We start from the raw sequence: 23413 nt of genomic DNA, 5'->3' as shown, positions 1-23413 counted from the left end.
GCTCCGTATGCTTAGGCGGGCTTTTCTTTCATGGCCCGCATCATCTCCTGCCACTGCTCCACGTCCTCTGGCCGCATGATGTCCACGCCGCCGCCCTGGAAGTCGCCCGTGACGTCGCCCATGTCCTCTTCGAGCCAGCCCTCCATCTCCAGGTAGGATTCCTTGAGGGCGTCCAGCACTTCCGGGTCCGCCTGCCAGAGCCCGCGCGACTGGGCCTCCAGGAGCCTGCGGCCGATCTCCTCCAGCGCCCAGGGGTTGTGCTTGCGGAAGAACTCGCGGTTCTCCCCGTCCATGACGAAGGTCCTGGCGATGTCGTCAAAGATCCAGTCGTCCACCTCGCGGGTGGTGGCCTCCCAGCCGTACACGCGGCCCACGCGTTTGGCCATGTCGCCAGCGCCCTTGTAGCCGTGGCGTTTCATGCCCTCTATCCAGGCGGGGTTGAGCAGGCGGGTTCGCACCACGCGGCGTATCTCGTCGGCCAGGTCGCGCACCTGCACGCGGCCGGGCTCGCGGGTGTCGCCGTAGTAGCCCTTCACCTCGCCGCCTTTGAGCTGCCGGGCCGCGGCCGTGAGCCCGCCGTGGGTGCCGTAGTAGCCGCAGCAGTTGAACAGGTCGTGCTCGTCCGACACCACCTTGTTGTAGCTCACGTCCACGGTGGACAGCGCGGCCTCCAGCTGCCGGGGTCGCTGCTCGCCGTAAACCCCCCGGCCATAGGCGTAGGAATTCCAGTACACGAAGATGTCCGCCAGGTCGGCTTCGGTCTGCCAGGCCGAGGCGTACACCGCCAAGTTGACCCCGGCCTGGTAGGTGCCGGGCTTGGAGGAGAACAGCCGCAGGGTGGACTTCCGCCACGCCTCGCCGCCCGTCTCGCCGGATTTCTCAAGTGTCGCCCGCGCGTGTTTGCGCACGAAGTTGTCCTCGTCGGCCTCGTCCAGGCAGGCCACGGCGTGGATGGCCTCGTCCACAAGCTCCATCTGCTCGGGGAAGCTGTCGCGCAGAAGGCCGGACACGCGGATGGTCACGTCCACTCGGGGCCGTCCCAGCTCGGCCAGGGGGATGACCTCGAAGCCCTTCACATGGCCGCCCTTCTTCCAGACGGGCCGCACCCCGATGAGGTGGAAAATCTGCGCCATGCCTTCGCCGTCGGCCCACATCATGTCGTTGCACATCCAGAACATGGCTACGTTCTCCGGCGTGCGCCCCTCCTCCTGCATGTGCTTGGCGATGATGGCGTCTGCCAGACGCATGCCCACCATGTGCGCGGCCCGTGTGGGCAGGCGGCGCGGGTCCAGGGAGTAGAAGTTCCTGCCCGTGGGCAGGATGTCCTCGCGCCCCCTGGTGATGATGCCCGACGGCCCCGGCTCGATGTAGCCCCCCGCCATGCCGGTGAGCAGCGCGTCGATTTCCTTCGAATCGTCCACGCGGCGCTTCACGTCCAGGAGGCGCCGCCAGGAGTCGGCGAGGTCGCGGACAAGCTCCTCGGTCATGGCGTCCTTCGCCAGCCGCACGCCGACAAGCTCCCGCACGCCCTGGGCGAAGGCGTCCGCGTCCGCGCAGGCAAAGGCCAGGCCGCAGGCCTCGCGGCCCATGGCCTCGATGTCTGCCAGCAGCTCCGAGTGGCTGGCCCTGAGCCGGGCGTCCACCGCGCCGGGCTCCTCCAGCAGCCGGTCCAAGTCCAGCCCCGTCATGCGGCACAGGCTGCGGCGCAGGGAGCGCGGGTCGTCCGCGTCGTAGCGCAAAATGGACCAAAGAAAGGCGTTCAGGCGCTCGCCCTCCGGCGCGCCGCCAAAGATGTGCATTCCGTCGTCGTGCTGCGTTCCGCGCACAAGGTCCAGGGACTCGTGCAGGGCAGTGGCCAGCCGGGGGAAGTCCATGTCCGCCCCACCCTTGATGCCGGACAGCAGGTTGGCCTTCTCGGCCACGTCGCGCACCAGGTGCTCCAGCATGTGGGCGCGGGTCTTGTCCGCGTCCCTGGCCTGCTCCCACTCGCCCAGCAGGCGGCCCAGCTCCTCCAGGTCCTCGTAGAGCTCGGTGTGCGTCAGCGCCGTGGTCATGTGGTCCACAAGGGCCGCGTAGCTGCGGCGCTTGGCGATGGTGCCCTCGGGAGGGTTGTCCGCGTTGTAGATGTACAGGTGCGGGACCTCGTGCAGGCAGAGGTCCGGCAGGCAGGAGCCGGACAGGCCCACGCCCTTGCCGGGCAGGAACTCCAGGTTGCCGTGGGTGCCCACGTGGATGAGCACGTCCGCCCCGAAGCCGTCGGCCTCGTCCTGCAGCCACCTGTATGTGGCGATGTACTGGTGCGGCGGCGGAATGTCCGGGTCGTGGAGAATCTTGCACACCTGGCCGTCGCAACGCGAACCCGCGCAGCCGCGCTTGGGCTGCACGCACACCGCAGCGTTGCCGTAGGCCACGCCGGTGATGACGATCTTTCCGTCATGGATCATGGCCGGGGGCACGCCGTTCACCTCGCGGCCCGGCGGGTCGCCCCAGGCTGCGGCGATGCGCTGGCGCACGGCCTGGGGGTACCCGGCCCACCAGCGCAGGTAGGTCTCCTCTGGCAATTGGGCCAGGGCGCCGCCCTTCTGCACGATTTCGTCCACCGTGGTCCAACGGAACTCGCTGATGGCCTTGCGGCCCATGATGGTCTCGATGAGTGCCGCGCCGGTGGCGGGCGGGTCCACGCTGTAGCCGTGCCCCTTCATGGCCGCCAGGATGCGCGCCACGCTCTCCAGGCTGTCCAGCTTGGCCGCGCCGCCCACCGTGGCCTCCACCGAGGCGCAGGGGTCGTTATGCAGGATGAAGGCCACCTTGCGCTCGCCCACGGGCTTTTGCGCAAGCCGGATGTAGGCCGCCACGCGCCGCGCCAGGCGCAGGCTGCGCTCGGCCACGGGAACGCGGCGTTCCAGGGCAGCCCCGGTGGCAGCGCTCTCGTACTTGCTGCCGCCGCCCAGGTAGACGGGTTCGATAACGCCTTCGAACTCCGGCATGGCCACGCTCCAGGCCACCTCACTCCCCAGGCCCTGGGGGTCGTTTTGCCATTCTTCCACGGACTTGGAGGACGAGAACACGGGCTGGAACACCGGCACGCCCAGCTCCTTGAGCGCCGCCACGCCGCTTGCCGCCGCGTCCTCCTGATTTCCCGCTGCGCTGCGCGCATGGCCCAAAAAGAAGCTCACCAGCTTGATGACGGCCGAGGGCCTGGGCGCATCCGGGGCCAGGAACACTTCGCGCAGCCAGCCCAGCGCGCCCTTGTTGCCCAGGCCGTCGTCCTTGATGGTGTTGGTGAAGATGGGGACGACGCGCAGGCCCTGCTCTTCCAGGTCGCTGATGAGCAGCTGCTCCACTTCCAGGGTTTCGCCCACCCAGTAGTGGCGCCCCAGCACCAGCCCCACCCAGGGGCCGTCGGCCATGGGACGTCCGGCGCAGTGGTCAGTGTACCAGGCCAGGTATTCCGGCAGGCTGGCGAAGTGCCGCCGCGCCCCGCCGGAGGTCGGCATACACGGGTGCCAGAGGCCTTCCCAAGGCACCGGGGCCGGGGGGGGCACATCCAGCTCCGTAAACTCCGGCCCGCCGAACTCGCGAGCCAACGCCTTGAGCATGGCCGCCACGTTCTGGATGCCGCCGAAGGTCACATAGCGGTGCGCATCCTGCACCAACTCGGGCCGGGCCGTTGAGAGGCCCCAGAGCGAGGGGTCGTAGCTCAGGCAGACCGTGGGCACGCTTTTCCCCGCATCCTTCAGATCCGCCTCCAGATCGTCCCAGAACGGCTCCGTGGCGCGATACAGGAAAGCGGCGTCCGAGCCGCGCAGGTCGGCCATTGCCTGGGCCTGGCGCTCCGGGCTGTCCTCCAGGCTCTTGGCCGGATACAGGCGCAGGGTGAGCCAGGGCAGGGTTTCTGCGGCCCGGCACAGAATCTCGGCATGGCTGTTCCAGACGATGGCGGTGATTTTCATGCGCTGGCTCCTTGGCTGCCGCCAGGCTAGAAGAGCCAGGCCAGGCCCAGGGTGATGAGCCTGCCCGGAGCTTCCGAGGTGGAGGTTTCCTGTACGGTCACGTCAAGGGCGTTGGATACGTCCAAAGAGACCTCAAGCTTGGAGGCGTCCAGTTCAAAGGCCTTGGCCAGCTTGACGTTCAGCACGTCATACTTGCCATAGGCCGTGGTGTTGTTGGCGTCGTTGAAGATCTTGCCCACCCAGCGGTTGACCACGGAAACGCTGAACAACTTTGGGTCGTTGAAGGTCAAGCCGACAGAGGTGGTGGACAGCGGCGTGCCCGTGATGCGCTGGCCCCTGTAGGCGCCCGTCATGAGCTTGGGATCGCAGCGCTGATAGTTGACGAAGCTGCGCCAGTGTTCGAGGAAACGGTATTCAAGCTCGGTCTCGATGCCGCCGGTGTCCACCGTGCCGATGTTTTGCCTGTTGTAGACTTTCGGGGGGCCGGCAGCCGTCAGCACGTTGTCGATGTAGTCCGTGGCGTGGTTCTTATAGACCGTGACGGACAGGCGCAGGTCGTCCAGCGGTGTGATGTCCACCCCGCCCTCGATGGATTTGAGGCGCTCCGGCTTCAAGGCCTCGTTGCCGTAGTACCGGCTCGTGCCGATGTTGCTCACTCCGTACAGTTCGTGCAGCGTGGGCGCGCGGAAGGCTTCGCCGTAGGCGGCGCGGAAGGATATCCAGTCCGTCGCGGTATAGCGGGCGCCAATCCGGCTGGTGAGGGAGCGCAGAATCTTCTTCGAGATGTCTTGCCGCGCAATGCCCACGGCGCGCAGTTCATTGTAGCCGTCGAACAGGCTGGTGTACTCGTAGCGCATTCCGGGAACGATGACCACGCGCCCGTCGAACAGCTTCAGTTCATCCTGCAGGAAAGCCCCGTAGGTCAGGGAATCGCCACCGCTCGAACCGTAGGCGTCGGTCCCGGTGGCGTAGTTGTTGTTGCGGCGGTCATAGGCGGTGCGTTTGAGGTCCACGCCGAAACTCACCGTATTGTAGTCCCCAAGGTCGTAATGCGTCTTCATTCCGCCCTGGTAGTCCATCTGCTTGGCCGGCGAGGTGCCGCTTATGGTCTTGGAGGCAGCCGCGTTGTCATAGGTGGAGGACTGGTAGCTCACCGAGCCGTAGGCGCTGATTTCGCCGCCCTTGAAACGCTTGACGTAGCTCAGGTCGCCCTGCTCCCGCTGGTTATCGAAAAGCTGGAAGTCGGGCATGTAGTCGTAGGTGCCACGATTGCTATAGTGGCCGTGCATGAGGTTCATGCTCAGGCTGGAACTGGGGTCGATGTCGTAGGTGACGACGCCACGTTCCCAGTCATTGCGTTGCCGCATGTTGCGGGAGTTCGTCGGCTGGCCGCCGGACTTGCTGACCTGTGGCGCAACCCTGTAGCCCTGGGTGCCGCCGACGGTGCCGGAACCGTAGAAGCCCCAGTCGCCGTATTTCTGCGAATGCGCGGCCCCAAGCGAGGTGGTGTTCATGGTGCCGTACTTCGCTTCCAGCGTGGTCTCGCCCTTCTCGCTTGTCGGTTTTCTGGTGATGATGTTGATGACGCCGCCCATGGCCTGCGAGCCGTACAGCGCGGAACCGGGACCACGCACCACCTCGATGCGTTCGATGTCGCGCGGGTTGACGAAGCTCCATTCGAATTCCCCGGACTGACCGCCAGACTGCGGCACGCCGTTCAACAGCACCAGGACGCGCGCCGCAACGGAGCCCTGTCCGCGCATGATGACGCGGTTGTTTGAGCTGGACGAAAGCGGTCCCCGGGCGTTGTAGACCTCGACGCCTGCGGCGTCCTTCAGGATGTCGATGGTGGTGGGGGCCACCATCTGGTCGATTTGTTCGCGGGTGATGACCGTCACCGCCTCGGGAACCATGTCCACCCTGGACTCGTGGCTGGTGGCGGTGACGAGCACCTCGTCCAGGCGGTCGGCCTTGGGGGCTTGTTTGATCGAGCTCTCGTCCGCCTGGACAGGAAGGACCAAAGCAAGGGTCAGGCCGAGGGCGGCAAACGGGGCGCTCCATTTCATTTCGTATCTCCTCCAGGGGGTGTTCTTGCTCAGGCTGTGCCGCTTGCGGCGGACAGGGGGAAAAACATGGTTTCGGCTCCGGCCTTCAGGCGCAGCACCTCCACGCCGTACACCCGGCGGATGCTCTCCTCGGTGAGCACCTCGGAGGGAGGGCCATCTGCCTCCACGCGTCCTTCGTGCAGCAGAATGGCCCGGTGCGCGAAGCGCGCGGCCAGGTTCAGGTCGTGCACCGCCAGGATGACTCCGGTGTCGCGCCTCTCCGCCTGGGCGCAAAGCAGGGTCATCACCTCAAGCTGGTGCCGCAGGTCCAGGCTGCTGGTGGGTTCGTCCATGACCAGCAGGCGACTCTCCTGGGCCAGGGCGCGGGCCAGGGCGGCCTTCTGGCGCTGGCCGCCGGATATCTCGGAGAACTCGCGCTGCGCCAGATCCTCCAACCCCAAGAGCGACAAGCCCTCCCAGACCGCCTCCAGGTCCTGCGGCCTTGGCCGCCAGGACAAGTAGGGCCTGCGCCCGAGCAGCACGGCCTCGAACACGGTCATGGGCAGGCGCGGGGGGATGTGCTGCGGCACGAACGCCAGCAGCCGGGCGCGCTCGCCGGGCGGCACAGACAAAAGCGGGCGCCCGTCCAACTCAATCTGCCCTCTGGGCGACAGCGCCCCGGCCAGGCAGCGCAGCAGGGTGGACTTCCCCGCGCCGTTGGGGCCGAGCACGGCCAACACCTCGCCGGGGGAGAGGGTGAGCGAAACCCCGTGAAGCACAGGCCGGTCCGGATAGTCATAAAAGATGTTGCGGGCCGTGAGCATCACCAAAACTCCCGCTTGCGGCGAATGAGCAGCGCGAAGAAGAACGGCACGCCCAGGAAGGCCGTGACGATGCCGATGGGAATCATGTGCGGGGCGAACAGCGTGCGGCCCAGGCAGTCGGACACCAGCACCAGAAGCGCGCCGGACAGGGCCGAGGCCGGGAGCAGGAAGCGGTGGTCGCCTCCCACCAGCATTCGCGCCAGGTGCGGCCCAACCAAACCGATGAAGCCGATGACGCCGGTGAAGCAGATGGCCCCGGCGGTCATGAGCGCGGCCAGCAAGAGCGCCGTCAGGCGCAGCCGGTCCACGTTGACGCCCAGGCTGGCGGCCATCTCGTCGCCCGCCAGCAGCAGATTCAGGTCCCAGGCGCGCAGGAAGAGCAGGGGCAGAGCGGGCAGAATCATGCCTGCGGCGATGACGATGTCGGTCCAGGAGGCGCGCGAGAGGTTGCCGAAGCTCCAGAACACGATGGCCTGGATCTGCTGCTCGGTGCCCAGGAACTGCAAAAGCGAGGTTCCGGCTGAGAACAGGAACATGATGGCCACGCCAGCCAGCACGAGGGTTTCCGGGGTGGAGCTCTTCATGCGCGCCACGCCCAGAATGAACAGCGCGGTCAAAAGCGCACAGGCGAACGCCCCGCCCGCCACGGCCCACTTGGCGATGGCCCCGGCCAGCACGATGCCCAGCGCCGCGCCGAAGCCCGCGCCGGAAGCCACGCCCAGGGTGAAGGGCGAGGCCAGCGGATTGCGCAGCACGGCCTGGGTCACGGCCCCGCCCACGGCCAAGCCGGAGCCCACCAGCAGCCCCATGAGCACGCGAGGCACGCGCAGTTCCCAGAAGATGACCCCGTCCAGCCCGGCGCGCAGCGTATCGAACACACCAGCAGAACTGCTGCCCACGGCCAGGGAGACCAGAACCGAGGCAGCCAGCAGGGCCGCAAGGACCGCGATGCGCGCCGTGCGCCTGCCCGTGAGCGCGCCGTAGGCCTCCACGCCTGTTTTTTCCGCAACGGCCCGCACGGCTAGCGCTCCGGGTACACGTACACGCCGCGCCAGGGCCTGCCTTGGAAGCGCTCGATGAACTCGCGATGCCACTGGTTGGGGTCCAAATCGGCGCAGGTGTCCGGGTGCAGCCACTTGGCTATCCAGGCGACGCCCACCACGCTGGCCGCCCCGCTGGTGACGTCCGTTGTCATGAGGAACACGCGCCCGGCCTTGCCCGCCGGGGTCTTGTCCCAGCCCGTGCGGGCCAGCAGGGCCTCGCGGTGCGCCACCATGCCCTCGGGGCCGTCGTGGGTGTAGCAGCCGTTCTGGGAACTCATCTTGATCACGGCCCAGGGCTGGCGCTCCAGCACCCACTCCGGCGACACGGGGGTGTTGGCGGCCTGCACGGTCTCCGAAATGTTGCGTCCGCCAGCGAACTCCAGGCGCTCGTGCATACCGGAACTGGAGCCGCAGGCCGCAAAGTCGGAATAGCCCTCGATGTACACGTCGGGCCTGTTTTTGCTGGCGGCAACGCGTCGGGCCACCTCGTCCATGCGGACCTTGAGCCAGTCCAGGTACTCGCGGGCCGTGTCCTCGCGCCCGAAGATGCGCCCCAGCCCCTCCACGTCACGGGGCAGGGCGCTGATACGGTAGAGTTCCAGGCGCAGCACCTGGATGCCTGCGGCACGCATCTTCTCGTCAAAGCCCGGTCCGGGCGAGTTCTGGTAGCACAGCACGAGGTCCGGCTTAAGGGCGGCGATGGCCTCCTCGTCGGGCGCGTTGAACTTGCCCACGTTGCGGGCGCCGACAAGCTCCGGCCAGTAGTCCGGGTTCTTGGGAATCCAGTCGGACACGCCCACCACGCGGTCGATGACCCCCATGAGCCGCAGCAGCTCGGCGGCGTTCTTGTTCAGCGTCACCACGCGCATGGGGTTGCGCTTGACCAGCACCTCGCGGCCCGTGGCGTCGGCGACACGCACGGCCTCGCCCGTGCCGTCGTTTCCGCTCCCGCGGCCGCAAGCGCACAGCGCAAGCAGACACACGAACGCGACGGCGCGCGCCAGGCAGGCCCGTCCGGCAGCCCTCTTGGCGGTTCTCTTCCCCAGCATGGCCCCCCCTGAACAGATTGCTCGCAGTGGTGCATACCCAATAACAAAACGTAGCACAAGGCACTTTTCAATGTCGGCATCGTATGCTAACAACGCCCTCGAAAATGAGATTCTGGAGAATTCTGTGTGATAGTTCTAGAAGGTCTCGCCAAGAACTACGGCCCCAGGAAAGCCCTTGCCGGGGTGGACCTGCGCGTGCGGCCCGGTGAGCTCTTTGCCTACCTGGGCCCCAACGGCGCGGGAAAGACCACGACCATCCGCATCCTCACCGGCCTGTCCCTGCCCGATGGAGGGCGTGCGCTGATCGACGGGGTCGATGTTGTTGCCGAGCCAACGCGGGTCAAAGCGCTGTGCGGGGTGGTGGCGCAGGCCGTCAACCTGGATCAGGACCTGTCGGTGGCCGAGAATCTGGACGTGCATGGCCGGTTGTTCGGCATGTCCGCCGCGATGCGCCGAAGCCGCGCCGCCGAGGCGTTGGAAAAGCTGGAGATCGCCGAGCGGCGGAGATCGCTGGTGCGCGAACTCTCAGGCGGGCAGCGGCGTCGGGTGATGATCGCCCGCGCCCTCATGCACGAGCCGCGCGTGCTGTTCCTGGACGAACCCACCGTGGGGCTTGACCCCTCCATCCGCCGCAAGCTTTGGGCCGTGATGAAGCGCATCCGCGAGTCCGGCACCACCATCCTGCTCACCACGCACTACATTGAGGAGGCCGAGTTCCTGGCCGACCGCGTGGCCTTCCTGGACCGGGGGCGCGTGGTGGCCCTGGGCCCCCCGTCCGAGCTCATGGACGGCCTGGGCGCCTGGGCCGTGGACGTGCTGAACGGCGCGGACATGCGCACCTCCTGCTTCCGCGGGCGCGAGGAAGCGCAGGCTTTTGGCGCAGCCGGGCCGGGCAGTTTCACCCTGCGGCGGGTGAACCTGGAGGACGTGTTCCACGCCACCACCGGGCGCAAGCTCACCAACGGGGCCTCCGCATGATCCGGGGCTGGAGCGCCGTATACTACCGCGAGGCGCTGCTTCTGCGGCGCAGGCTGTGGAAGACCCTGGCCACCATGAGCGTGTCGCCGCTCTTGTACCTGCTGGCCTTTGGCTGGGCCATGGGGCAGCACGAGGGCGGCGGACTTGGCCGCGAGTACCTGCGTTTCCTGCTGCCCGGCCTTGCGGCCATGAGCAGCATGACCCAGTCCTGGGCCATCGCCGGAGAGATCAACATCGCCCGCTTCTACTGGCGCATCTTCGAGGAAATCCAGGCCGCGCCGGTGTCGCCCGGAGGATACGTGCTGGGCGAGGTGCTGGCGGGCATGACCAGGGCTTTTCTGGCGGTGCTCGCCGTGCTGGGCCTGGGGCTGGCCTTCGGCATCCGGCCCGGTCTGGGGCCTGGCCTCTGGCTTGCCCTTGGGCTCAACGCCTTCTTCTTCGCCTCGCTGGCCGTGGGGCTGGCCATGCGCATCAAGTCCCACGCGGACCAGGCCATGCTCACCAGCTTTGTCATCACGCCCATGGCCTTCCTGGGCGGCACGTTCTTTCCCGTGGAGCGTCTGCCGGACTGGGCGCAGACCATCCTGCTCTGCCTGCCTCTGACCCATGCCTCGCGCGCGGCCAGGGCCGCCGCAACGGGCACGGAGCCGCCCATGGTCTCGCTGCTGGTGCTGGCGGCCTGCTCTCTGGCCGCCTACGCCTTTGCGGTAAAAAGCGTCGCCGATGCGAGGGACTAGCCCTGGACCACGGGTGCGCATTGGATTCAGGCGGTCTGCACCCGTCCCCCAACGCCCTGCCCGAGGGCGCTCGCTGACAAGGCGCGCAAGCACTCCAATCACACGGCCCGAACGGATGCTCCCGGCAACGTCGATGGCCAGGCTCTCGCGGATGAACTCATCGACGACGGTCAGGCACTTCACCTGCTGGCCGTTGGCGCAGGCGTCGAATACGAAGTCGTATGCCCGGCCCCCGTTGGCGACACTCGGCGCGCTTGGCCTGGGCCGGAAGGCTGCAACCCGCTTGCGAGGACGCTTCCTCGGCACTTGCAGGCCTGCCGCGCACCAGAGTCGGTAGGCCTTGTCCGGCCCCATTTTATGGCCTTCGCGCTCCATGAACACCGCAATCCGGCGGTAGCCGTATCGGGGGTATTGGGCCGGCCGCACCATCAGCAACGCCACGAGCGTGGCGTCCCGAAGCGCCATGCGCGACTCGTAGCAGAGCGCTGAACGGGCCTAGGAGAACAGCGCACACTCCTTGCGCTGGGACACCCCGCGCCGAAGCGCAAAGGCCGCCTGCTGGCGTCTGGCGGGTACGCTCACCATTTTTTTGCGGCTCTCTCCTTCATCACCTCGATTTCGAGGTCGCGCTCGGCCAGAAGCTTTTTCAGGCGCGAATTCTCGTGCTCCAGCTGCCGCAGACGCTTCACTTCGTCAGCGTTCATGCCGCTGAAGCGCTGGCGCCAGGTGTAAATCGTCTGCTCGCTGATGCCGTGCTTCCTGGCCACCTGGGCCACCGGATCGCAGTCGGCTTCGCGCAGGATGCCCACCATCTGCTCCTCGGAAAATCATCCCTTCCTCATGGCTCCCCCTTGCTTCTCTGGGGGCCGCTCTCGCAAGTTTCAACTGGTCCGAAAAGGGGCAGACGGGTCACGTTGCTTGCGCATTTCCCTTGCGGGGGAGCATGGCGGTTTTTCGGGGTAGCATGGGCCAAAGGTAGGGTAGCATGGGCCGAGTATCACGCACCTCTCCTCCCCGTTTTGACATACCCTGGCCTAGCCGCTAGTGACTTCTCCAGCCTCGCGCTCGCCCGCCCTGGCCCGCGTCCGGCAAACGCCCCCTGCAAGGAACCCGCGCCCCATGTTCGAACAAGCCTTCAAGAACGTTGACGACATCCTCTGGAAAGAGGCTGGCTGCGCCACCGAACTGGACTACACCGAGCAGACTTCCTGGCTGCTCTTCCTCAAGTACCTGGACGACCTGGAGCGCGAAAAGGCCATGGAGGCCGTGCTTTCCGGCAAGACTTACGAATTCATCCTCGACGCGCCCTATCGCTGGGAAAGCTGGGCCGCGCCCAAAGGGCCGGACGGCAAACTCGACCACAACACTGCGCTGGGCGGGCCTGACCTGACCGAGTTCGTGGACCACAAGCTGTTCCCCTATCTGCGCGGGTTCAAGCAGCGCGCCAGCAGCCCCAACACCATCGAGTACAAGGTCGGCGAGATCTTCAGCGAGATCAAGAACAAGATCCATAGCGGCTACAACCTGCGCGAGATCATCGAGCACATCGACGAGCTGCGCTTCCGGTCGCAGGTGGAGAAGCACGAACTCTCGCACCTCTACGAGGCCAAGATCAAGAACATGGGCAACGCCGGGCGCAACGGCGGCGAGTACTACACCCCGCGCCCGCTCATCCGCGCCATCATCCAGGTGGTGCAACCCAAGATTGGCGAGCGCATCTACGACGGCGCAGTGGGTTCCGCGGGCTTTTTGTGCGAGGCCTATGACTCCTTGACCCGCACGCCGGGCCTGACCACCAGCGACCTGGACACGCTGCAAACGCGCACCTTCTACGGCAAGGAGAAGAAGAGCCTCGCCTACGTCATCGCCATCATGAACATGATCCTGCACGGCATCGAGGCGCCGAACATCATCCGCACCAACACGCTGGCCGAGAACCTGGCCGACATCCAGGAGCGCGACCGCTACGACGTGGTGCTGGCCAATCCGCCCTTTGGCGGCAAGGAGCGCAAGGAGGTGCAGCAGAACTTCCCCATCAAGTCCGGGGAAACCGCGTTCCTGTTCCTGCAGCACTTCATCAAGATTCTCAAAGCCGGGGGCCGGGCCGGCATCGTCATCAAGAACACCTTCCTGTCCAACACGGACAACGCCTCCGTGAGCCTGCGCAAGCTCTTGTTGGAGAGTTGCAACCTGCATACGGTGCTCGATTTGCCGGGCGGCACCTTCCAGGGCGCGGGCGTAAAAACCGTGGTGCTCTTCTTCGAGAAGGGCGCGCCCACGCGCAAGGTTTGGTACTACCAGCTGAACCCTGGCCGGAACATGGGCAAGACCAACCCGCTGAACGACGACGACCTGGCCGACTTCCTGGCCCAGCAGAAGACCTTTGCCGACTCGCCGCAGTCCTGGTCCGTGGATGCGGCCAGCATCGACCAGGGCACCTTCGATCTCTCGGTGAAGAACCCGAAGGGCGGTGAGGAGGTCTCTCTCCGCAGCCCGGAAGACATCATGGACGAGATCGCCCGGCTCGACGCCGAGAGCGCGGAAGTGCTGGCGAGGGTGAGGGGGCTGTTGTGAAGGAGGGGTGGAAGACTCGTCCTTTCGAAGACTGCATCCTGCATGTAGTCTACACGCCCAAGGTTCAGCGAAAGGATTTTCTGGAAAAGGGCCAACACCCGATAGTGTCGCAGGAAGTCGCCTTTATTAATGGTTACTGGGATGATGACACAGCACTTTACCGAGTAGACAGGCCTGTCATAATTTTTGGCGACCACACAAAAGTTCTAAAATACGTGGACTTTGACTTTGTGATTGGTGCAGACGGTGTGAAAATTCTCCTGCCAAAGGAGTTCCTTTCTACTAAATTTTTCTACTATCAACTCCAGAGTGTTAACCTTGATTCTCTCGGGTATGCGCGGCACTACAAACTATTGAAATCTATTAATATAAGATACACACAATTCCCCGAACAACAGCGCATCGTCGCCCTCCTCGACGACGCCTTCGACGGCATCGCCACTGCCAAGGCCAACGCCGAGCAGAACCTCAAAAACGCGCGGGAGTTGTTCGAGAGCCATTTGCAGGCGGTGTTCACGCAGCGGGGCGAGGGGTGGGAAGGCAAAACACTACGCCAAGTCGCCGTAGACTTTGGGCGGGGCAAATCCAAGCACCGGCCACGCAATGCCCCCAAACTCTACGGAGGGCCGTATCCCTTCATCCAGACCGGGGATGTCCGAAATTCAGAGCACCTGATTACCGAGTACACGCAGACCTACAGCGAAGCTGGGCTTGCGCAAAGCAAGCTTTGGCCGAAAGGAACGCTCTGTATAACCATTGCTGCGAACATTGCAGAGACAGGCATTTTGAACTTTGATGCCTGCTTCCCAGATAGTGTGATTGGCATAGTCGTCGACGATAAGCATACCAGCAACCACTTCCTTGAATACCTGCTCCAAGCCGTGAAAGCAGCCTTGAAGGCTAAGGGAAAAGGAAGCGCTCAAGACAATATCAACCTTGGCACGTTTGAAAACGAACTTTTCTTTTTCCCAAGCCTCTCGGTCCAAGAGGAGATCACGAAGCAATTGGACGACCTCAGCACTGAGGTTCAGCGCCTCGAATCCATCTACCAGCAAAAGCAGGCCGCCCTGGACGAACTCAAGAAATCCCTGCTTCACAAAGCCTTCAGCGGCGAGTTATAGGGGCAGGCATATGGAAACGCAGACCGCCCTTTTCGACGAGCACCAGATTCGCCGCGTCTACGACGAAGCGGCTGAAATCTGGTGGTTTTCCGTGGTCGACATTGTGCAGGTGCTGACCCAGCAGCCGGACTACCAAGCGGCCAGAAACTACTGGAAGGTCTTGAAAAACCGTCTTGGGAAGGAAGGAAGCGAGTTGGTTACAAAATGTAACCGACTGAAATTGACCGCAGCCGACGGCAAAAAATATCTCACCGACGTCGCCACCGCCGAGACGCTGCTGCGCCTTGTGCAGTCCGTGCCGAGCCCCAGGGCCGAGCCCATCAAGCTTTGGCTGGCCAAGGTGGGGTACGAGCGGATGCAGGAAATGGCCGACCCCGCGCTTTCGCTGAACCGCGCCCGCGAAACCTGGCAACAGCACGGGCGCAGCGAGAAGTGGATTCAGCAGCGCATGCTCGGGCAGCAGACGCGCAACAAGCTCACCGACTACTGGTCCGAACACGACATCAAGAAGGGCGAGGAATACGCCATCCTCACCAACATCATCCACCAGGAGTGGTCCGGCGTCAGCGTGAAGTCGCACAAGGGGCTAAAGGGCCTGAGCACCCAGAACCTGCGCGACCACATGACCGAGGCGGAACTGATCTTCACGGCACTGGCCGAGCTTTCGACCCGGCAGATAGCCGAGAGCGTCGAGGCGACAGGCATGGGGGAAAACCAGCAGGCGGCCAAGACCGGGGGAGCCATCGCCCGCAAGGCGCGGCAAGAGCTGGAAGAACGGACTGGAACCAAAGTCGTGACCGGGGACAACATGCTGCCGCCAAGCAAAAGCGCCAAGAAGCCGCTAACCCCCAAGAAATCATGAACGAAGCCGAAACCCGCGCCGAGCACATCGACCCCGCCCTGAAAGCGGCGGGCTGGGGCGTGGTGGAAGGCAGCCGCATTCTGCGCGAATTCCAAATCACCCAAGGCCGCTTGCAGGGCGCAGGCACGCGCACAAGGCCGGAAATCGCCGACTATGTGCTGGTGTTCCGCAACCGCAAACTGGCAGTGGTCGAGGCCAAGAAGTGGGACCTGCCGCACACCGAGGGCGCAGCCCAGGCCAAGCGCTACGCGCAGAAGCTGGCGACCCGCTTCACCTACTCCACCAACGGCCAGGCCATCTATGGCATCGACATGGACACCGGGGCCGAGGGCGACGCGCCCGCGTTCCCCAGCCCGGAAGAGTTGTGGAGCCGCACCTTTGCCACGCAAAACGCCTGGCGCGACCGCTTCGCAGCCGTGCCCTTCGAGGACAGGGGCGGCACCTTCGGCGGGCGCTACTACCAGGACATTGCGGTCAACCGCGTCATGGAGGCCATCGCGGAGGGCAAATCGCGCGTGCTGCTCACCCTGGCCACCGGCACGGGCAAGACCTTCATAGCCTTCCAGATCGCCTGGAAGCTGTTCCACAGCCGCTGGAACCTGCTGGACTGGAAAAGCGGCAATGCGCCCACGCGGCGTCCGCGCATCCTGTTCCTGGCCGACCGCAACATACTTGCGGATCAGGCCTACAACGCCTTTTCCGCCTTTGAGGACACAAGCCCCGGCTCCCTGGTGCGCATCGACCCGGAGAGCATAAGGAAGAAGGGGAAGGTGCCCAAGAACGGCAGCATCTTCTTCACCATCTTCCAGACCTTCATGTGCGGCCCGGACGGCAGCCCCTCCTTCGGCGACTATCCGCCGGACTTCTTCGACTGCATCGTCATCGACGAGTGCCACCGGGGCGGGGCCAACAACGAGGGCAACTGGCGCGGCATCATGGACTACTTCGCGCCCGCCGTGCAGCTGGGCCTTACCGCCACGCCCAAGCGCACGGACAACGCCGACACCTACGCCTATTTCGGCGAGCCGGTGTACATCTACTCGCTCAAGGAGGGCATCAACGACGGCTTCCTGACCCCGTTCAAGGTCAAACAGATCGCCACCACCCTGGACGAGTACGTGTACACGCCGGACGACCAGCTCATCGAGGGCGAGGTGGAGGAGGGACGGCGGTATGTCGAGACCGACTTCAACCGCGTCATCGAGATCCGGGAGCGCGAGAAGTTCCGCGTAAAGCTGTTCATGGACATGATCGACCAGCGCGAGAAGACCCTGGTGTTCTGCGCCACCCAGGACCACGCCCTGGCCGTGCGCGACCTGGTCAACCAGATGAAGACCTGCCGCGACCCGAACTACTGCGTGCGCGTGACCGCCAACGACGGCGCGGCGGGCGAGCAGTTCCTGCGCGAGTTCCAGGACAACGACAAGACCATTCCGACCGTCCTGACCACTTCGCAGAAGCTCTCCACCGGGGTGGACGCCCGCAACGTGCGCAACATCGTGCTCATGCGGCCCATCAACTCCATGATCGAGTTCAAGCAGATCATCGGGCGCGGCACGCGGCTGTTCGACGGAAAGGACTACTTCACAATCTACGACTTCGTGAAGGCGCACCACCACTTCAGCGACCCGGAATGGGACGGCGAGCCCATCGAGCCCGAAGCGCCAACGCCAAGGCCTGCCCCAGGCGAGCCGAAGCCCAGGCCTGGAGAGTCACCAAAGCCGCCAGAGCGGCCCCAGAGGATCAAAGTCCGGCTGGCCGACGGCAAGGAGCGCTCGATTCAGTTCATGGCCGCCACGAGCTTCTGGAGCGCCGACGGGCGGCCCATGTCCGCCGCGCAGTTCCTGGAAAGCCTCTACGGCGTGCTGCCCGACTTCTTCAAGGACGAAGAGGAGCTGCGAGAAATCTGGAGCGATCCAAGCACGCGCAAGGCGTTCCTGCTCGGCCTGGCGGAAAAGGGCTTCGGCAGGGAGCCCATGGCCGAGATCCAGAAGATCATCGAGGCCGAGAACAGCGACCTGTTCGATGTGCTCGCGTATGTGGCCTTTGCGCTGCACCCGTTCACCCGCGCAGAACGGGCGGACAAGGCCCGCCAGGCCGTGCATACTCGCTTTAACGACAAGCAGCAGGCGTTCCTGGAGTTCGTGCTCTCGCAGTACGTGCGGGAGGGCGTGGACGAGCTGGACCAGGAGAAGCTCTCACCGTTGCTCCGGCTCAAGTACAGCGCCATCGCCGACGCTGCGGCAGAGCTTGGGCAGCCGGAGGAAATCCGGGGGATGTTTGTGGGGTTTCAGAGATATTTGTATGAGGGGTAGGGCAAAGAGGGAACAGACGGTCGGTTGAAGACCATCTCTGTACAAACAATAACACTCGTTGGAGAATCAAATGTCTAAGACATGCGATGATGTGCATAGCGAAGTTGATCTTGCATCACTGCATCCAAGGGCCAAAAGTGTTATCGAGAAGGTTTCTTCATCTGGATTCAGGATAACAAGGGCGACGAAAATAATATCACATCGGACTGAGATTACTGTGGCATTTTTGTCACCAAGTGATCACATAAAAGAATTATTCAGCTTAGAATATGAGCTATTAATGGTCTACAACAAGTTTGAGACATTAGAGCCACGCACATTTCAGGCAATAGACAGATACATGAGCTCTTTGCCAGCAAAGGGGCGCGTTGAATCAACGCTGTATCTCCTGGTATCCGAAAATAAAGACCCTGAGAGCTGGGTTGCATCATATATGCTTGAGCACAAAGATGAAAAAGTTGTAATCCCACTCAGAGCCCAAGCAGTCCTCGACCAGCCAGTCTCGCATGTGCTTAAAGAAATTGAGAAAAACTACTTCGCGGTTAACAAGTTCAAAGACAATCTTCCAATTGAATCAGATGTGTACTTTTTTGGAAGAGAAAAAGAAATTAACAAGGCCGTTGAATCATATCAAAAGAAAGAGAATACCGGTGTTTTTGGGTTGCGAAAAACTGGGAAAACTTCACTTCTATTGAAATTGCAACGGCAGTTGGAGTCCGCGCAGGTTAAATTTTTGCTTGTTCAGCTACAAGATACTGCAAACAACATGCTTCGCTGGAACGGTCTTATTGAGAAAATTGCACAACAACTTCAAAAAAATCGCCATTCGTTCTCGGAAACAGAAGCTGGAGCCTCTTTCGCTAAGGTGGTTGGCGAATGTGAACGCTCAGGGATAGAGCGCATTGTCATCATGTTTGACGAGATTGAGCAAATTACGCCGCCAACAGCAGCAGAAAAGCACTGGGCTGAAGATTATAGGCGATTTTTCCAAACTATTCGGTCTTTTCAAACAAGCAACCGCAACTTAAGCATTATGGTTGCAGGATTAAGTTCATTGTGCTCGGACATAGACCGCTTTGAGGGGCAGCAAAATCCTCTCTTTGGTATAATAAACCAAATTTACCTTAAGGGATTTTCAGAATCTGAAACATCAAATATGATTAAAAAGCTATCAAAAGTCTCGGGGTCTGTATTCGATAACTCGGCGATCACATTTCTTTACCGGAGCTATGGCGGACACCCATTACTGACACGCTTAGCATGTGCCTATGAGCTAGAGCACTCAAGAAAATTCACAACATCTTTTCCTTCGAAGATTACCGCGAACGCGATCCAGGGCCACGCTAGTACTCGTGATCGTGAGCTAGTTTTTTATATCAATCACGTCATCAGTGAGCTTTCTGATTACTATCCGGAAGAGTACAAACTGCTAGAATCTTTAGCCCTTGGCGAATATGTCTACTTTGTTAAAACAACGAAGTCGTCGTCTGCTGGGCGATACTTATATCTCTATGGTATAGTTAGCAACGAGGGCGATTCGCCCTATATCACCGTAGATGTAGTTGCTGAGTATCTTGCAATTGAAGATGCAAGAAAGCATGATCGCCCGACTTTTTATCCTGTCGTACCTGCTGATGAGCGCACCAGTTTTGTCCAAACGCGCGTTGAAGAGATCATTGCCGATTTGCGTGGGTTCGAAAAGAGAATAAAAAATAAAGATTGCGCCCCATTGCTTTTTGGCCCAAATTCTTTTCCTTATGCTGATAGATTAACTAAAATTGCTCCGCCTGTCTCGTGGGACGATTTCGATAAAAACATCGATCCACTTCACCTTGCATTTGTTGAGTCCATAGATGCATACGGGAAGAGTATAGGAGATAACAATTATTTTTGGACAACAATCAAATCAGCATACCCTGTGCTGCATAAGGCTTTGGTCCGCGTACGAATGTACAGGATTAATTCTAATCATTTGAATATCAAAAAAGTAGTCAACGACCAGCTTGATGAATTTCTCGCGGAAGATCTCGCGGGGACGGGTGAAGAGATACCAGATAAGTTCTGGGTTCTATTTCAGAGGGTTCTCGACGAACTCTTTAGAGCGATTCAGTTCGAAGATTCGCGGTTGAAGTAACCCATTTTTTTGACAAAAGTGGGACAGGAGTGGGACAAATCACCCCCACAACGAAAAAGCCCTCACGAGTTTCCTCGTAAGGGCCTGTATTCTCTGGTGCCGAGGGAGAGAATTGAACTCCCCACACGGGGATTTTCAGTCCCCTGCTCTACCAACTGAGCTACCTCGGCGTGCGTGAGAAAGGTCAACTACCCGAAGTGCCCGCATCTTGGCAAGAAAAAAATGCACGGCCCGAGCCCTTTCCTCTTCTCTTACAGATCCCGCACCAACATGCTCGCTAGCGAGCGCGCAAGGTCGCGCACCTCCGGCCGGTACACACCGCTGCGTATCTGGCTTTTCAGGTCGTCGAGATATGCCAGGCGCTCCGTGTGCGCGTCCTCATCTTCCACGACGCTCGGCGGACCTTCTCTCGGCCCAAGCGACCGGCTGTCACCATTGTTCATGTGCCCCTCCCGTTCGGCTCAAGACCCCGCGCGCCGATTGCTGGTCATGCCCCGTGCGCGCGGTGCCGAAGGACTGTGCAGCGCTTTGGTCAAGAAGCGTCACCCGGACAGGATGCCCCCTGCGATGTCCTTCGTTGGCGTCTTATCGACCCTGCTTGAGTGAGGGATTACCCCTGCTACGCACATTTCATTTTTCGTAGTCATTTCCAAAAAACTCGTGTAGATGCGACATATGAATCAGCCGCTGCGCGTCTGCCTCGTCCATCCTTCCGGCCCGCTTCCCCAAGCCTTGCGCGAACTCGGCTGCGAGGTGCTTGTGCTTGCGCCGGAGCTGTCCGGAGTGTTCGACGTGTCCGAGGAGCTGTCGCGCCGGGGCTTTGAACCGGACATCCTGCTCCAGTTCGAGCGCCTGGGGCCGCGTCTGCTGCTGGCCGGACTGGAGGAGGTCACGGCCGTGCGCATGTTTTGGGCGCTTGACCCGCACCTGAACGCGTTCTGGCAGGCGCCCTATGTCCGGCTGTTCGACGTGGCCTTCTCCACCCAGTCGCGCTGGGCGCGGCAGCTGGCCGACTGCGGAGCGCCGCCCCCCCTGCACCTTCCCTGGCACGCGCAGAACAGGCCCTTCGTTCCGTTCGACCAGCGCCCGCGCCTTTCCGGGTTCGTCGGCCGCCTGGGCCCCACGCGCTCCGCCCGCACCTGGCTGGCTGCGCTCATGCGCCAGGTGGCGCCCGATGATTTCGAGCTGGCCGACGGTCTGGACGTGGACGCCATGCTTGATTTCTATTGCCAGACCAGGGTCGTGCCCAATGAATCCATCACCGGCGAGGTGAATCTTCGGCTTTTCGAGGCCGCAGGCTGCGGATGCGTTGTTTTGGCCCAGGACCTGGGGCCGGAGCAGGAGGCGCTGTTCGCGCCAGGACGCGAAATGCTCGTGTGCGGCGACGCCCTGGAGCTTGCGGACGCCCTGCGGCTGCTGGCCGCCCGTCCGCGCCTGGCCGAGGCCATGGGCCGCGCGGCATGGGAGCGCGCCCAGGCCGACCATATGCCGACCGCGCGCGCGCAGGCCGTGCTGAACGCCGCCCGCGCCGCCACACGCCGGGGGGCGACCGCGCGGGACGCGGGGCTTTGGCTGGCGCTCGCCGCCGCCCGGCTGTGCGAGGCCGGCCGCATGGACGCCGGAGCCGCCGCAGGCCTTGCGGACATGGCCCCGGAGGCCCTGGACGCCTGCGATGCGCAGGCCCTTGTCCTTGACGCCCGGCTGCGTCTGGCCAGGCTGCACGACGACGAGGAAGGCGTCGGCGCGCTCTTGCGACGTATCGAGGCCGACCAGGAGCGGCTCTTTCAGCCCATGTCGGCCGGTGCTCCGCGTTTGGCCTGCACATGCTCCATGCTGTGCCTGGGGCTCGGCGCGGCGGCTCCCGGCCAGCCCGACACGGAACGCGCCCTGCGGTTCGGCCGGCTTGCGGGAATCCCCTCCTCGGAGCCCGCGCCGGGCGATCCGGAAGCCGGGCGCATTCGGGCGCTTCTAGACTGGGCCGCGCGCCTCCAGGCTCTGGGCGTTCCCCCGCGCGGCGGCTTCGGCTTCGACCCGGCCCGGCATGTGCCCGCAAGCGCCGCCGAATGCCTGTACGCCGTCCTGCATCGTGCGCCGGGCAACACCGAGGCACTGCGCGCCCTGGACGCCCTGCTGTCCGCCGAACCCGGCGCCGAGGCCCTGCGCGTGGGCCTGCTTTCCGATTTGAGCCTGCGCGAGCCCCAAGACTGGCGCGTGAACCTTGCGCTGGGGCTTGCCTCGCTGCGGTGCTTCCGCCCCGGTCCGGGGCTTGAGGAGCTGCGCCTGGCCCTGCACACGGCGGCTCAGGCGGGACATGGCGCGGTCTGCGAGCAGGCCTTGGCCCAGGCCGACCCGCAGGGACGCATCCGCCGGGCGCTCAGCGGGGAGTGCTTCAGGCCCGATGGAGCGGCGCGGGCGTAAGGCCTGCCGCGACATGGCGCCAGGGAGGCGCGCCGCGCCGCAGCCGTGGCTAGTAGTCTTCCTCGGGCCAGCCTTCGGCGCTGATGCAGCGCTTGGGGCACAGGGCGATGGCCTCGCGCACCTCGTCATGCGTGGCGAAGTGCCGCCTGAGGTAGGGCCGCTCCATGTCCTCGTCCCAGCCGAAGATCTCGGGGCAGACCCCGGAGCAGCCGGAGCAGGCGTTGCAGCGAGAGAGGTCGAGCAACACTTCGTGCAGATCCTGGCCCGGCATGGCGTCCCTCCCGGTTTAGCGCGGCGTCCTAGACGTTGAAACGGAATTCGATGATGTCGCCATCCTGCACGACGTACTCCTTGCCTTCCAGGCGGGCAAGGCCGAGCTCCTTGGCCTTCTTGAAGTCCCCGGCCCTGAGGAAGTCCTGGTAGCCGATGACCTCCGCGCGGATGAAGCCCTTCTGGAAGTCGGTGTGGATGACGCCCGCGGCCTCCGGGGCGGTTGCGCCCACGCGCACCGGCCAGGAGCGCACCTCCTTGTCCCCGGCGGTGAGGAAGCTCATGAGGCCGAGCAGCTTGTAGGTGCGCGAAATGACCTTGTCGAGCGCGCTCTCCGTAAGGCCCAGGTCGGTCAGGAACATGGCGCGCTCCTCGGGGTCGATGATGGCGGCCAGCTCGCGTTCAAGCCGGGCGGACACGCTCATGTGCATCTGGCCCGGCGCATCGGCCGGGACCTCGAAGGAGTCCATGGCGGTTTCGGCCACGTTCCACGCGTAGAGAATGGGCTTGGCGGACAGGAAACGGAAGCCGCGCATGGCGGGCTCGGCGCACAGGGCCGGGTCCAGGCGCAGAGGCTTCTCGTCCTCCAGCAGGGCGCGGGCCTTGGCCAGGCACTCCTCCTCCTTGGCGTCCACCAGGCTGGCGTTCTTGCGCTTGTCCAGGGCCATGCGCTCCTGGCGCTTCTCCACCACGGCCAGGTCGCTCACCAGCAGGTCGGCCTCAACCGCGCCGAATTGCTGCCTGGGGTCGGAAAGGCCGGTAAAGGCGTCCAGCACGCACAGCAGGCAGTCGTACGGGCGGATGTCGTTCAACACGCGCTCGCCCAGGCCATGGCCCTTGCCGCCGCCGCCGGGCACGTCCAGGTATTCGATTTCGCTCAAGGTGATCTTCTTGGGGGTGAACAGCTTGATGAGCGGGTCCAGGCGGGGCTCGGGCACCTTGACCATGGCGCGGTTGCCCGCGCCTGCGGCCTTTTCGCCCGCCAGGGCGGCGAACATGTCGGTCTTGCCGGAGCCGGAGAAGCCAAAAATAGCGGTTTTCATTGCAGTTCCTTGCGTGTGGGATGCGGGCGGCAAGCGCCCGGAAGTGG

The 23413-nt window shown here is 63.4% G+C and carries 16 protein-coding genes, 1 tRNA gene and 1 pseudogene; 8 read left to right on the top strand and 10 right to left on the bottom strand.

The genetic code is table 11. The annotated features are described in order from the left end of the window. Positions 1-11 precede the first annotated feature (11 nt). Genes cobN through CHB73_RS07990 form a run of 5 tightly spaced genes read right to left on the bottom strand, consistent with a single transcriptional unit; the run spans position 12 to position 8914 of the window. Positions 12-3953, bottom strand: coding sequence for a cobaltochelatase subunit CobN (cobN, locus tag CHB73_RS08010; RefSeq protein WP_089273907.1), 3942 nt, complete (start codon positions 3951-3953; stop codon positions 12-14). Between the two features lie 26 nt (positions 3954-3979). Further along, positions 3980-6019: a TonB-dependent receptor plug domain-containing protein gene (locus CHB73_RS08005; RefSeq protein WP_089273905.1), complete on the bottom strand. Its 2040-nt coding sequence runs from the start codon at positions 6017-6019 to the stop codon at positions 3980-3982. A gap of 29 nt (positions 6020-6048) precedes the next feature. Next, positions 6049-6822: an ABC transporter ATP-binding protein gene (locus tag CHB73_RS08000; protein WP_089273903.1), complete on the bottom strand. Its 774-nt coding sequence runs from the start codon at positions 6820-6822 to the stop codon at positions 6049-6051. Beyond that, positions 6822-7841: a FecCD family ABC transporter permease gene (locus CHB73_RS07995; RefSeq protein ID WP_235641553.1), complete on the bottom strand. Its 1020-nt coding sequence runs from the start codon at positions 7839-7841 to the stop codon at positions 6822-6824. Before CHB73_RS07995 ends, CHB73_RS08000 begins: the two co-directional genes overlap by 1 nt. A gap of 2 nt (positions 7842-7843) precedes the next feature. Beyond that, positions 7844-8914 (bottom strand): ABC transporter substrate-binding protein, encoded by a 1071-nt coding sequence (locus CHB73_RS07990; protein ID WP_089273901.1) that lies wholly within the window; start codon positions 8912-8914, stop codon positions 7844-7846. 126 nt (positions 8915-9040) lie between these two features. Here CHB73_RS07990 and CHB73_RS07985 point away from each other — a divergent pair, with 126 nt between their 5' ends. After that, positions 9041-9892 carry an ABC transporter ATP-binding protein gene (locus CHB73_RS07985; protein WP_089273899.1) on the top strand — a complete coding sequence of 284 codons (852 nt, stop codon included), beginning with the start codon at positions 9041-9043 and terminating at the stop codon, positions 9890-9892. Then, positions 9889-10629, top strand: a complete 741-nt coding sequence (locus CHB73_RS07980; protein ID WP_089273897.1) for an ABC transporter permease — start codon at positions 9889-9891, stop codon at positions 10627-10629. Before CHB73_RS07985 ends, CHB73_RS07980 begins: the two co-directional genes overlap by 4 nt. Before the next feature lie 66 nt (positions 10630-10695). Here CHB73_RS07980 and CHB73_RS07975 read toward each other — a convergent pair. Beyond that, positions 10696-11441 (bottom strand): annotated as a pseudogene (locus tag CHB73_RS07975) (transposase); the annotation flags it as partial. A 307-nt stretch (positions 11442-11748) separates the two neighbouring features. Between CHB73_RS07975 and CHB73_RS07970 the strand changes: the two are divergent. The 5 genes from CHB73_RS07970 (at position 11749) to CHB73_RS16425 (ending at position 19635) form a co-directional block, all read left to right on the top strand. Beyond that, positions 11749-13203 (top strand): class I SAM-dependent DNA methyltransferase, encoded by a 1455-nt coding sequence (locus tag CHB73_RS07970; RefSeq protein ID WP_089273895.1) that lies wholly within the window; start codon positions 11749-11751, stop codon positions 13201-13203. Positions 13204-13307: 104 nt separating this feature from the next. Continuing rightward, on the top strand, positions 13308-14324 hold the full coding sequence (locus CHB73_RS07965) for a restriction endonuclease subunit S (protein ID WP_218819371.1): 1017 nt from the start codon (positions 13308-13310) through the stop codon (positions 14322-14324). Between the two features lie 10 nt (positions 14325-14334). After that, positions 14335-15186 carry a BRO family protein gene (locus CHB73_RS07960; protein ID WP_089273891.1) on the top strand — a complete coding sequence of 284 codons (852 nt, stop codon included), beginning with the start codon at positions 14335-14337 and terminating at the stop codon, positions 15184-15186. Then, positions 15183-17501, top strand: a complete 2319-nt coding sequence (hsdR, locus tag CHB73_RS07955; protein ID WP_089273889.1) for an EcoAI/FtnUII family type I restriction enzme subunit R — start codon at positions 15183-15185, stop codon at positions 17499-17501. The genes CHB73_RS07960 and hsdR overlap by 4 nt, the downstream gene beginning before the upstream one ends. 70 nt (positions 17502-17571) lie before the next feature. Next, positions 17572-19635 carry an ATP-binding protein gene (locus CHB73_RS16425; protein WP_143337336.1) on the top strand — a complete coding sequence of 688 codons (2064 nt, stop codon included), beginning with the start codon at positions 17572-17574 and terminating at the stop codon, positions 19633-19635. Positions 19636-19729: 94 nt separating this feature from the next. Here CHB73_RS16425 and CHB73_RS07950 read toward each other — a convergent pair. Continuing rightward, a tRNA-Phe gene (locus tag CHB73_RS07950) sits at positions 19730-19805 on the bottom strand. A gap of 81 nt (positions 19806-19886) precedes the next feature. Then, positions 19887-20078: a hypothetical protein gene (locus tag CHB73_RS07945; RefSeq protein ID WP_089273887.1), complete on the bottom strand. Its 192-nt coding sequence runs from the start codon at positions 20076-20078 to the stop codon at positions 19887-19889. Between the two features lie 232 nt (positions 20079-20310). Between CHB73_RS07945 and CHB73_RS07940 the strand changes: the two genes are divergently transcribed. Next, on the top strand, positions 20311-22053 hold the full coding sequence (locus tag CHB73_RS07940) for a glycosyltransferase (RefSeq protein ID WP_179216954.1): 1743 nt from the start codon (positions 20311-20313) through the stop codon (positions 22051-22053). A 49-nt stretch (positions 22054-22102) separates the two neighbouring features. Here CHB73_RS07940 and CHB73_RS07935 read toward each other — a convergent pair whose 3' ends face one another. Continuing rightward, the gene (locus tag CHB73_RS07935) at positions 22103-22324 is read right to left on the bottom strand and encodes a ferredoxin (RefSeq protein ID WP_089273883.1); all 222 of its coding nucleotides are present in this window, start codon (positions 22322-22324) and stop codon (positions 22103-22105) included. Positions 22325-22352: 28 nt separating this feature from the next. Beyond that, positions 22353-23366 carry a DUF933 domain-containing protein gene (locus CHB73_RS07930; protein ID WP_089273881.1) on the bottom strand — a complete coding sequence of 338 codons (1014 nt, stop codon included), beginning with the start codon at positions 23364-23366 and terminating at the stop codon, positions 22353-22355. Positions 23367-23413 lie beyond the last annotated feature (47 nt).

The organism is Humidesulfovibrio mexicanus (assembly GCF_900188225.1).
GTDB classification, from domain to species: Bacteria; Desulfobacterota; Desulfovibrionia; order Desulfovibrionales; family Desulfovibrionaceae; genus Humidesulfovibrio; species Humidesulfovibrio mexicanus.
The sequence above is the reverse complement of the archived record's forward strand: the minus strand, read 5'-3'. Positions and strand labels throughout refer to the sequence as shown.

What these genes read in the sequence shown, in the direction of transcription:
- CHB73_RS07930 (WP_089273881.1), bottom strand. Translation starts at nt 23,366, where the DNA reads ATGAAAACCGCTATTTTTGGCTTCTCCGGCTCCGGCAAGACCGACATG.
- CHB73_RS08005 (WP_089273905.1), bottom strand. Translation starts at nt 6,019, where the DNA reads ATGAAATGGAGCGCCCCGTTTGCCGCCCTCGGCCTGACCCTTGCTTTG.
- CHB73_RS16425 (WP_143337336.1), top strand. Translation starts at nt 17,572, where the DNA reads ATGTCTAAGACATGCGATGATGTGCATAGCGAAGTTGATCTTGCATCA.
- CHB73_RS07990 (WP_089273901.1), bottom strand. Translation starts at nt 8,914, where the DNA reads ATGCTGGGGAAGAGAACCGCCAAGAGGGCTGCCGGACGGGCCTGCCTG.
- CHB73_RS07935 (WP_089273883.1), bottom strand. Translation starts at nt 22,324, where the DNA reads ATGCCGGGCCAGGATCTGCACGAAGTGTTGCTCGACCTCTCTCGCTGC.
- CHB73_RS07960 (WP_089273891.1), top strand. Translation starts at nt 14,335, where the DNA reads ATGGAAACGCAGACCGCCCTTTTCGACGAGCACCAGATTCGCCGCGTC.
- hsdR (WP_089273889.1), top strand. Translation starts at nt 15,183, where the DNA reads ATGAACGAAGCCGAAACCCGCGCCGAGCACATCGACCCCGCCCTGAAA.
- CHB73_RS07980 (WP_089273897.1), top strand. Translation starts at nt 9,889, where the DNA reads ATGATCCGGGGCTGGAGCGCCGTATACTACCGCGAGGCGCTGCTTCTG.
- cobN (WP_089273907.1), bottom strand. Translation starts at nt 3,953, where the DNA reads ATGAAAATCACCGCCATCGTCTGGAACAGCCATGCCGAGATTCTGTGC.
- CHB73_RS07945 (WP_089273887.1), bottom strand. Translation starts at nt 20,078, where the DNA reads ATGAACAATGGTGACAGCCGGTCGCTTGGGCCGAGAGAAGGTCCGCCG.
- CHB73_RS08000 (WP_089273903.1), bottom strand. Translation starts at nt 6,822, where the DNA reads ATGCTCACGGCCCGCAACATCTTTTATGACTATCCGGACCGGCCTGTG.
- CHB73_RS07970 (WP_089273895.1), top strand. Translation starts at nt 11,749, where the DNA reads ATGTTCGAACAAGCCTTCAAGAACGTTGACGACATCCTCTGGAAAGAG.
- CHB73_RS07940 (WP_179216954.1), top strand. Translation starts at nt 20,311, where the DNA reads ATGAATCAGCCGCTGCGCGTCTGCCTCGTCCATCCTTCCGGCCCGCTT.